A 9,841-nucleotide genomic window follows, 5' to 3' on the forward strand; every position below is an offset into this window, starting at 1 on the left:
GGAACCCCGCCCCCCGGTTTCCGCCCCGGGACCTACGCCCGGCGGCGCTACCCACCCGGCCGCTGGGCCGATGCCCGCCGCGAGGCGCCCGGCTACGGTGAGCCCATGCCCCCCGCCACACCCACGGGCCTCCGCGCGGTGAGCGCCGCACTGCTCGCGATGAGCAGGCCGCTGGAGGTCCAGGACGTCCTGCACACGATCGTCGCCTCGGCCCGCGAGCTGCTCGACGCCGAGTACGCGGCCCTCGGCGTCCCCGACGACCACGGCGGCTTCGCCCAGTTCGTCGTCGACGGCGTGAGCGAGGAGCAGTGGAAGGCCATCGGCCCCCTCCCGCGCCGCCACGGCATCCTCGCGGCACTGCTCGAAGAGGGCCGTACCGAGCGCCTCGCCGACGTCCGCCGCGACCCCCGCTTCAAGCGCTGGCCCGCCGCCCACCCCGACATGAGCGACTTCATCGGCCTCCCGGTCCGCCACGGCGACGAGACCATCGCCGCCCTCTTCCTCGCCAACAAGCGCTGCCCCCACCCCGAGAACACCTGCGGCTTCACCGAGGAGGACGAGGAACTCCTCGGGATGCTCGCCCAGCACGCCGCGATCGCCCTCACCAACGCCCGCCTCTACGAGCGCAGCCGCGAGCTGACCATCGCCGAGGAGCGCTCCCGCCTCGCCCACGAGCTGCACGACGCCGTGAGCCAGAAGCTCTTCTCCCTCCGCCTCACCGCCCAGGCCGCCACCGCCCTCGTCGACCGCGACCCGGCCCGCGCCAAGGAGGAGCTGCACCAGGTCGCCGCGCTCGCGGCCGAGGCCGCCGACGAGCTGCGCGCCGCGGTGGTCGAGCTGCGGCCCGCCGCGCTCGACGAGGACGGCCTCGTCGCGACCCTGCGCACCCAGATCCGCGTACTCGACCGCGCCCACGCCGCGCACGTCACCTTCCGCGGAGAAGGGGTACGCGCCCTGCCCGCCGCCCAGGAGGAGGCGCTGCTGCGCGTGGCACAGGAGGCGCTGCACAACGCCCTCCGGCACTCCGGCGCCGCCCACGTCGGCGTCGTCCTGCGGCGCGCGGGCCGCGGCGCCGTGCTGCGCGTCACGGACGACGGCGGCGGCTTCGACGCGAGAGGGGTGCGCCGGGCGGGCCGGCACCTCGGCCTCGTCTCCATGCGTGACCGCGCGGCGGGCGTCGGAGGCTCACTCACGGTGGACTCGGCGCCCGGCAAGGGCACCACGATCGAGATGGAGGTACCCGGTGGCTGATACAGGGGAGTGGGTGGCCCGTCCGGAGACGGGGCGCGCGGAGACGGCCCGCCCGGCCGCACGTACGGACACGGCCCGGGACACCGCCTCCGCGGGCACGGCCCGTACGGAAGAGGAGAAGGCGAGCGGCGCGCCCGGCGCCCCCCGCCCGATCCGTGTGCTCCTCGTCGACGACCACCAGGTCGTCCGCCGGGGCCTGCGCACCTTCCTGGAGATCCAGGACGACATCGAGGTCGTCGGCGAGGCCGCGGACGGCGACGAGGGCGTCGCGCGGGCGGGCGAGCTGCGCCCCGACGTGATCCTCATGGACGTGAAGATGCCCGGCACCGACGGCGTCGAGGCACTGCGCACCCTGCGGGCCCTCGGCAACGAGGTACGGGTCCTGATCGTGACGAGCTTCACCGAGCAGCGCACTGTGGTGCCCGCGCTGCGCGCCGGAGCGGCAGGCTACGTCTACAAGGACATCGACCCCGAGGCCCTCGCCGGGGCGATCCGCTCCGTGCACGCCGGACACGTCCTGCTCCAGCCGGAGGTCGCGGGGATGCTCCTCGCCCAGGAGGAGCAGGCCCCGCAGCCGCCGCGCGGCGGCTCCCTCACGGAACGCGAACGCGAAGTGCTCGGCCTCATCGCGGACGGCCGCTCCAACCGCGAGATCGCCCGCGCGCTCGTGCTCTCCGAGAAGACGGTGAAGACGCACGTGTCGAACATCCTGATGAAACTCGACCTCGCCGACCGCACCCAGGCCGCCCTGTGGGCCGTACGGCACGGCTACAGCGACTGAAGCGCCTGCTGGCACGCGGTGTGCTCGGATGGTTGCACGAAAGGATGAGATTCATACCGACGAGTGCACCTCACCCGGACGGCGGAACGTACGGAGCGGACGCGCGTTCTCCAGTGCACCCCGGGGCGATGGGCCCCTGGGTACTCAGGAGGACGAGAAAGTGATCAACTTCAAGAAGGCCGCGACCGTGACCCTGGTGGCCGGGGGGCTGCTCGCCGCGGGTACCGGTATGGCCTCCGCCACCGACTGCCCGCCCGCCCACGGGGGCGGCCACGGCGGCCACCACGCCCCGGGCCACGGCGGCGGTCACCACGGCGGCGGCTCCCACGCCGGCGGCGGCTCCCACGCCGGTGGCGGCTCGCACGCGATCGGCGCCGCGACCCGTTCGCCGGGCATCCTCTCCGGCAACCTCGTGCAGATCCCGGTGAACATCCCGGTCAATGTGAGCGGCAACACGATCAACGTGATCGGCCTCCTCAACCCGGCCTTCGGCAACAGCGCCGTCAACCGCTGACGTCGTCGCTGTCCTTCCTCACCCGAACGGTGGGTGAAGAAGGACAGCCCGGCGCTATCCCGTGACCCCACGCGCCCCCGGCGCGTTTCCCAGCGTGCGGCCCCCAGCCAGGGGCCGTGTCACGCACCTGTGGAGGAGTAACACCCATGAGCATCGCCAAGAAGGCCGTCCTGACCCTCGCCGCCGCCGGCCTCGCCGCCGCCGTTCCGGCCGGCGCCGCCTTCGCCGACTCCGGTGCCGAGGGCGCCGCCGTCGGTTCCCCCGGCGTCGTCTCCGGCAACGCGGTCCAGGTCCCCGTGCACGTGCCGGTCAACCTCTCCGGCAACAGCATCAACGTGATCGGCCTGCTGAACCCGGCCTTCGGCAACGCCGCGGTCAACAGCTGATCCGGGCAACACCCCGACGGGCCCGGCACGCCGCCCAGGCGTGCCGGGCCCCGTCCCGTTCCCCGCCGGGACGGCGCCGCCCCGCACCGGAACGCCGTCCTCGCCCCGTACCCCCTCAGCGGCTCACCTCTCGCGCTCCTCCACCATCCCGTTGTACGCGGCGACGAGCGCCCGCCGGGCCGTCCGCTCCACGGGGCGCAGGGCCTCCGCCCGCGCCGCCATCTCCCCGGCACTCACCGCGGCCCCGTGCCCGCTCTCGTACGCGAGCGACACCAGCAACCCGACCCGCCGCCCCAGTTCCACGACCCGCACCGCCCGCGGCGGATACCCCGGCGCGAGCACCTCCGTCGCCCCGGCCCCGTGCACCCGCGCCCGGTACGCCTCGATCGCCGCCTCCGCGACAGGACCGGAGGCCGCGACATCGAGCCGCGACAGCACCGCCGTCGCCTCCCGCATCGCCTCCGCGAGCTCCCGCTCCGCCTCGCCCAGCGAGGGCACGTCCGCGGGCGGCGCCTCCCGCACCGCCATGCACCGCCACTCCACCTCCACGTGCGCATCGCCCGCAGGCCCCGCCTCAAAGACCTCCGGCACGAGCCCGTACGGAGCCCCCACCGCCACCACGGCCTCCTCCGCGTCCAGCGCCGCCGCGTTGAACTCCGGCGGACCCGAGAGCCCCAGCGGATGCCCGGGCGCCGGAAGCGCGAGCCGCAGCCCGCGCGCCCCGAGCGCCCGCAGCCGGCCGAGCGCCAGCGTCAGCCCGACCGGGCCCCGCTCACCCGGCAACCCCGTGACCCGGTGCACGGCGTCCTCGCCGACGATCGCGCTCGCGGCGTCGTCCGGTGGCACAAGACCGGCGAAAAGTGCATTCCCCCAGGCGGTCAGCCGCCCGGAGCGTGGTTCAACGCGCATCCCCCCAGCCTAAGGACAGGACAGGCCACGGCTTCCGCCGACCGGTGGCGTAGGTTTTCTCCAGGGGACATCCCTGGGGGGCGGCGTCCGATCGACGCCGGCGACAAGCCGCGAGAGACAATGGGAGACACGGCGCTCATGAGCGATGTACTGGAACTGGTGGACGTATCGGTGGTCCGCGAGGGCCGGGCTCTGATCGAGCAGGTCTCCTGGTCCGTCAAGGAGGGGGAGCGCTGGGTCATCCTCGGCCCCAACGGCGCCGGCAAGACCACCCTCCTCAACGTGGCCTCCAGCTACCTCTTCCCCACCACCGGCACCGCCAGCATCCTCGGCGACCGCCTCGGCCGCGTCGACGTCTTCGAACTGCGCCCCCGGATCGGCATCGCGGGAGTCGGCATGGCCGAGAAGCTCCCCCGCCGCCAGACCGTCCTCCAGACCGTCCTCACCGCCGCCTACGGCATGACGGCGACGTGGCAGGAGTCGTACGAGGACGTCGACGAGCAGCGCGCCCGCGCCTTCCTCGACCGCCTCGGCATGACCGAGCACCTCGACCGCCGCTTCGGCACCCTCTCCGAGGGCGAGCGCAAGCGCACCCTCATCGCCCGCGCCCTCATGACGGACCCCGAGCTGCTCCTCCTCGACGAGCCCGCCGCCGGTCTCGACCTCGGCGGTCGCGAGGACCTCGTCCGCCGCCTCGGCCGCCTCGCCCGCGACCCCATCGCCCCCTCGATGATCATGGTGACCCACCACGTCGAGGAGATCGCCCCCGGCTTCACGCACGTCCTCATGATCCGTCAGGGCAAGGTGCTCGCCGCGGGCCCGCTCGAACTCGAACTCACCTCGCGCAACCTCTCCCGCTGCTTCGGCCTCCCGCTCGTCGTCGAGCAGCAGGGCGAACGCTGGACCGCCCGCGGCCTGCCCCTCGGCTGAGACCGGTACCCGTCCGGGGCCGGACCCGTATCGCTGCCTGTACGCCACCAACGCCCCCTGTCCGCAGGGGGCGTTGCGCGCCTACCATGTCCCCGTGGACATCGACGCGTGGGTGTGGTGGCTGATCGGCGCGGTGGCACTGGGGATTCCCCTCGTGGTGACCGCCATGCCGGAGTTCGGCATGTTCGCGGCGGGCGCCGTCGCGGGCGCGATCGCGGCCGCGCTCGGCGGCGGCATCGTGATCCAGGTACTGGTCTTCGTCCTCGTCTCCGTCGCGGGCATCGCCGTCGTACGCCCCCTCGCCGCCCGCCAGCGCGCCCAACGCCCCCACCTCGCCAGCGGCATCGACGCCCTCAAGGGCAGACAGGCCGTCGTCGTCGCACGCGTCGACGCGAGCGGTGAGGGCCGCGTCAAACTCGCGGGCGAGATCTGGTCGGCACGCTCCCTCGACGCCGGGCAGACCTTCGAGCCCGGCCAGTCCGTCGACGTCATCGACATCGACGGCGCCACGGCGGTGGTCATGTGAGCCCCCGCCATCTCCGGCCACGCCACCGCCCGCCACGATCCGGCCGAATCCCGGCGCTTTACCGCCCCGCGGGACCTGGCCTGCGCCAAACGGCCCCGAGGGCCCCGACGTTCTGACAGACTCGCCCTCAAGATCCACCGCACGCACGCTTGTCAGGCACCACGGCACGAAGGGCACGGCTACACGATGGCACCGATCATCATCGTCCTCATCATCCTGGTGGTGCTCGTCTTCATCGCCCTGATCAAGACGATCCAGGTGATCCCCCAGGCGAGCGCCGCCATCGTGGAGCGCTTCGGCCGCTACACCCGCACCCTCAACGCGGGCCTCAACATCGTCGTCCCCTTCATCGACACCATCCGCAACCGCATCGACCTGCGCGAACAGGTCGTCCCCTTCCCGCCCCAGCCGGTGATCACCCAGGACAACCTGGTCGTCAACATCGACACGGTCATCTACTACCAGGTCACCGACGCCCGCGCCGCGACGTACGAGGTCGCCAGCTACATCCAGGCGATCGAACAGCTCACCGTCACGACGCTCCGCAACATCATCGGCGGCATGGACCTGGAGCGGACCCTCACCTCGCGCGAGGAGATCAACGCGGCCCTGCGCGGCGTACTCGACGAGGCCACGGGCAAGTGGGGCATCCGCGTCAACCGCGTCGAACTGAAGGCGATCGAGCCGCCCACCTCCATCCAGGACTCGATGGAGAAGCAGATGCGCGCCGACCGCGACAAGCGCGCCGCGATCCTCCAGGCCGAAGGCGTCCGGCAGTCCGAGATCCTGCGCGCCGAGGGCGAGAAGCAGTCCGCGATCCTGCGCGCCGAGGGTGAGGCCAAGGCCGCCGCACTGCGCGCCGAGGGCGAGGCCCAGGCGATCCGCACGGTCTTCGAGTCGATCCACGCGGGCGACCCCGACCAGAAGCTCCTCTCCTACCAGTACCTCCAGATGCTCCCGAAGATCGCCGAGGGCGACGCCAACAAGCTCTGGATCGTGCCCAGCGAGATCGGCGACGCCCTCAAGGGCCTCAGCGGCGCGGTCGGCAACTTCGGCGGCCTCGGCAACCTCGGCGGAGGCGGAGGCGGCAGCGACGCCAAGGCGGCCCCCGCCGCACCCGGCACCGGGGGCAAGTCCTTCCCCCGCGAACAGCGCCCGCCCATCGACTGAGCGCCCTCCCGTACGACGAAGGGGCGGCCCCCGCCGGACCAGCGTCCGGCGGGGGCCGCCCCCGCTCCGTGACCGGCGGCCGACTCAGGCCACCACCCCGTGCCCCAGCCACGCCGGGAGACTCAGCAAGTCGTCCTGCCCCAGCGCGAGAAGCATCGCGTCCGCCGGGCTCGGCTCGAACGGCTGCCGCAGCAGCGGCATTCCGGCCTGCTCGGGCGTCCGGTCCGCCTTGCGGTGGTTGTCCTCCGCGCAGGAGGCCACCGTATTGAGCCAGGAATCCGCCCCGCCCCGGGACTTGGGCACCACGTGGTCCACCGTCGTCGCCCGCCGCCCGCAGTACGCGCACCGGTGCCGGTCCCGCACCAGGACACCCCGTCGCGACCACGGCGCTTGTCTTCGGAACGGCACCCGCACGTACCGGCAGAGCCTGATCACCTGGGGCACCGGCAGGTCCAGCGTCGCGGCCCGCATCCGCAGCCCCGGGTGGGCGCGCTCGACGACCGCCTTGTCGGTGAGGACCAGCACCACCGCGCGGTGCAAGGTCACCGTCGACAGCGGCTCGAAGCTCGCGTTCAGCACCAGCGTGTCCCGCATCTCGCCCACCTCCCCGCTCACCGGCCGCCCCCTGGCGGTCGGGATCAACTCTGGCCGGGCACAACGAGATGGACAACGCAATAAAAAGTGCCCTCCCCTGATCAATTCCATGACCGGGGGAGGGCAAACACGCGGGGCGGCCCCCGGTGCGCGCGGCGCCTCTTCAGCTCGCCGGGATCTCGTACGTACCGATGAGCTGCGCGCGGCCCACGGTGTGGAAGTGGAGGTTGAAGCCGACGACGGCGGGCGTCGCCGAGGCGTCGGGACCGAGCTTCTCCTGATCCACCGCGTGCACCGTGAACACGTACCGGTGCGCCGGGTCACCGGGGGGCGGCGCCGCCCCGCCGAAGCCCTCCTCGCCGTAGTCGTTGCGCGCCTGCACGGCACCGGCGGGCAGGGCCGCGAAGGAGCCCGTACCGGCCCCGGCGGGCAGCTCGGTGACCGTCGCGGGGATGTCGAAGACCACCCAGTGCCAGAAGCCGCTGCCGGTCGGCGCGTCCGGGTCGTAACACGTCACCGCGTAGCTCTTCGTCCCCTCCGGGGCGCCCTCCCAGCGCAGGTGCGGCGAGGTGTTCCCGCCGTCCTGCGCCTGGGCCTCGCCGAGCGGCGCGCCCTCGGACACGTCGTCGCTGACCACGGTGAAGGCGGGCACCTGCGGCAACAGCTCGTAGGGGAGCGGTGGCCTCTTCTCACTCACGTCGCGAATCCTCCAGTACGTGTGGAGCCGGGGGCCGGTCGTGACAGCGGCCCACGGCGGTGGTGGCCAGCCTAGATCCGCCGGCCACCCACGCCGGTACCCCGCCCCGGCCGCCACTCGACCCGCCGCGCTCAGAACCAGCTGCGGCGGCTGCCGACCTCCGAGATCCACTGGTGCAGGTACGCGTCCCAGTCGGTGTCCGCGAAGTCGTGCAGCCCGACCCGGAAGGCGCGGAAGGAATCGCTGCCCTCGGTGAAGAGCCCGTCCTTCTTGTCCATCTCCAGGACGACGTCCATCTCGCGGTCGTCCGAGACGAAGCTCAGCTCGACCTGGTTGAGCCCCCGGTACTGCTGCGGCGGGTAGAACTCGATCTCCTGGTAGAAGGGGAGCCGCTGCCGCGTCCCGCGGATCGAGCCGCGCTCCAGGTCCGCGCTCTTGAACCGGAAACCGAGCCGCCCGAACGCGTCGAGGATCGCCTCCTGCGCCGGCAACGGGTGCACGGCGACGGGGTCGAGGTCGCTGGAGTCCACCGCCCGCGCGATCTGCAGCTCGGTGGTCACCCCGACGCTCATCCCCCGCAGGTGCTGCCCCGCGAAGGTCGTGATCGGGGTCTCCCACGGAATCTCCAGGCCGAAGGGCACGACGTGCGTCGCCCCTTCGTGCAGCAGGAAGGCCCCGCCGAGGCTCACCCGGTGGAACTCGATGTCCTGTTTGTACTCGTGGTCGCCGCTCTCGACCTCGACCCGCGCCTGGAGCCCCACCGAGAGCCCCTCGATCTGCTGGTCCACGGCCCCGCCCTGGATACGGACCTCGCCCTGCACCACACCGCCGGGAACCACGTTCTCCTCGGACAGCACCGTCTCGACCTCGGCCCCACCGGAACCGAGACTCGCCAGCAGTTTCCTGAACCCCATGTGTCCGCCTCTTCCCTCGTCGACTTTCCGTGGAGATGTGCCCGTACTTCCGTCCGGGCATCCTGTGCCCGGCACAGGGGTGCGCCGCAGGACTCGCTCCTACGAACGCGACTTCGACCCTCCCGGTTCCAGCACCCGCGAACCGGCCCTCCCGTACCCTCGGGGGTCATGCCTTCAGAACGTGTGCCCCCGGAGGACATGAACGCGGCCCATGACCGTAAGCCTCTGCCCCGCTCCTTCTTCGACCGCCCGGTCCTGGAGGCGGCCCCCGCCCTCCTGGGACGGCTCCTCGTCCGCGAGCTTCCCGAGGGACCCGTCGTCCTGCGGCTCACCGAGGTCGAGGCGTACGCGGGCGAGGCGGACCCCGGCTCGCACGCCTTCCGCGGCCCCACCGCGCGCAACGCCGTCATGTTCGGCCCGCCGGGGCACGCCTACGTCTACTTCACCTACGGCATGTGGCACTGCCTGAACGTCGTGTGCGGCCCCGAGGGCGTCGCCTCCGGGATACTGCTGCGCGCCGGCGAGGTCGTCGAGGGCGCCGACATCGCCCGGCTGCGCCGCCCCACCGCCCGCCGCGACCACGAACTGGCCAAGGGGCCCGCCCGGTTGGCGACGGCTCTCGGCGTGGACCGCGCGCTGGACGGCACGGACCTGTGCGGAGCCGAGGGCGAACCGCTCCGTCTCCTCGCGGGCACCCCGGCCCCGGCGGCCCTCCTGCGCAACGGCCCGCGCACCGGCGTCTCGGGCGAGGGCGGAGTGCACCCCTGGCGCTACTGGATCGACGGCGAACAGAGCGTCAGCCCCTACCGGGCCGCCACCCCCCGCCGCCGTTCGGGCACCGCGCGAGGGACGACGACCAAGGACTCTTGACTCCCGCCGCCGCAACCCCTAACGTAGGACGAGCCGCTTGTGCCGGTAACGCTCAACGCGATGACCGACAGCGGCACCTCTACTACGCAACGACTCAGGCCCGCAGGGGTCTGTTTTTCGGCGTGCCTTTATCGGTGCTTCCCGAAAACGAGCGGAAGCCCGATTAGGAGCTTCACGGGAAGTCGGTTAACGTAGTGGACACGCCGAAAGGGAAACGGAAAGGCCGGAAGGCCGGAACGGGAACCGGAAAGGCGCCGAGGAAATCGGGCCCGAGAGAGTCTGATAGAGTCGGGAACACG

At 72.5% G+C, this 9,841-nt stretch carries 12 protein-coding genes; 8 read left to right on the top strand and 4 right to left on the bottom strand.

Annotated elements, in window-relative coordinates:
- The first annotated feature begins 105 nt into the window (after positions 1-105).
- From IF99_RS0111625 to IF99_RS0111640, 4 genes are all read left to right on the top strand, one after another.
- Positions 106-1,251 (top strand): GAF domain-containing sensor histidine kinase, encoded by a 1,146-nt coding sequence (locus tag IF99_RS0111625; protein WP_030996334.1) that lies wholly within the window; start codon positions 106-108, stop codon positions 1,249-1,251.
- 151 nt (positions 1,252-1,402) lie between these two features.
- Positions 1,403-2,032, top strand: a complete 630-nt coding sequence (locus IF99_RS0111630; RefSeq protein WP_030996335.1) for a response regulator — start codon at positions 1,403-1,405, stop codon at positions 2,030-2,032.
- 160 nt (positions 2,033-2,192) lie between these two features.
- Complete coding sequence (locus IF99_RS35590; protein WP_030996336.1) at positions 2,193-2,546, top strand: chaplin; 354 nt, start codon at positions 2,193-2,195, stop codon at positions 2,544-2,546.
- Between the two features lie 146 nt (positions 2,547-2,692).
- Positions 2,693-2,932, top strand: coding sequence for a chaplin (locus IF99_RS0111640; RefSeq protein WP_030996337.1), 240 nt, complete (start codon positions 2,693-2,695; stop codon positions 2,930-2,932).
- A 123-nt stretch (positions 2,933-3,055) separates the two neighbouring features.
- Here the strand turns inward: IF99_RS0111640 and IF99_RS0111645 are convergent, their stop codons facing one another.
- Positions 3,056-3,841 carry a hypothetical protein gene (locus IF99_RS0111645; protein WP_030996338.1) on the bottom strand — a complete coding sequence of 262 codons (786 nt, stop codon included), beginning with the start codon at positions 3,839-3,841 and terminating at the stop codon, positions 3,056-3,058.
- Positions 3,842-3,979: 138 nt separating this feature from the next.
- Here IF99_RS0111645 and IF99_RS0111650 point away from each other — a divergent pair, with 138 nt between their 5' ends.
- The 3 genes from IF99_RS0111650 to IF99_RS0111660 all read left to right on the top strand — a co-directional run bounded on the left by IF99_RS0111650 (position 3,980) and on the right by IF99_RS0111660 (position 6,467).
- Positions 3,980-4,771, top strand: a complete 792-nt coding sequence (locus IF99_RS0111650; protein WP_030996339.1) for an ABC transporter ATP-binding protein — start codon at positions 3,980-3,982, stop codon at positions 4,769-4,771.
- Between the two features lie 94 nt (positions 4,772-4,865).
- Positions 4,866-5,297 (top strand): NfeD family protein, encoded by a 432-nt coding sequence (locus IF99_RS0111655; RefSeq protein WP_030996340.1) that lies wholly within the window; start codon positions 4,866-4,868, stop codon positions 5,295-5,297.
- A gap of 186 nt (positions 5,298-5,483) precedes the next feature.
- Complete coding sequence (locus IF99_RS0111660) at positions 5,484-6,467, top strand: SPFH domain-containing protein (protein WP_030996341.1); 984 nt, start codon at positions 5,484-5,486, stop codon at positions 6,465-6,467.
- 84 nt (positions 6,468-6,551) lie between these two features.
- Here the strand turns inward: IF99_RS0111660 and IF99_RS0111665 are convergent, their stop codons facing one another.
- From IF99_RS0111665 to IF99_RS0111675, 3 genes are all read right to left on the bottom strand, one after another.
- Positions 6,552-7,061: an HNH endonuclease gene (locus IF99_RS0111665; protein ID WP_030996342.1), complete on the bottom strand. Its 510-nt coding sequence runs from the start codon at positions 7,059-7,061 to the stop codon at positions 6,552-6,554.
- 163 nt (positions 7,062-7,224) lie between these two features.
- Positions 7,225-7,758 carry a YbhB/YbcL family Raf kinase inhibitor-like protein gene (locus tag IF99_RS0111670; protein ID WP_030996343.1) on the bottom strand — a complete coding sequence of 178 codons (534 nt, stop codon included), beginning with the start codon at positions 7,756-7,758 and terminating at the stop codon, positions 7,225-7,227.
- Between the two features lie 131 nt (positions 7,759-7,889).
- Positions 7,890-8,672 carry a sporulation protein gene (locus IF99_RS0111675; RefSeq protein ID WP_030996344.1) on the bottom strand — a complete coding sequence of 261 codons (783 nt, stop codon included), beginning with the start codon at positions 8,670-8,672 and terminating at the stop codon, positions 7,890-7,892.
- A gap of 198 nt (positions 8,673-8,870) precedes the next feature.
- On the opposite strand from IF99_RS0111675, the gene IF99_RS0111680 reads away from it, so the two are divergent.
- The gene (locus IF99_RS0111680) at positions 8,871-9,542 is read left to right on the top strand and encodes a DNA-3-methyladenine glycosylase (protein ID WP_030996345.1); all 672 of its coding nucleotides are present in this window, start codon (positions 8,871-8,873) and stop codon (positions 9,540-9,542) included.
- The last annotated feature ends 299 nt before the right edge of the window (positions 9,543-9,841 follow it).

It is taken from the genome of Streptomyces sp. NRRL F-5630, from assembly GCF_000719475.1.
Taxonomy (GTDB): domain Bacteria; phylum Actinomycetota; class Actinomycetes; order Streptomycetales; family Streptomycetaceae; genus Streptomyces.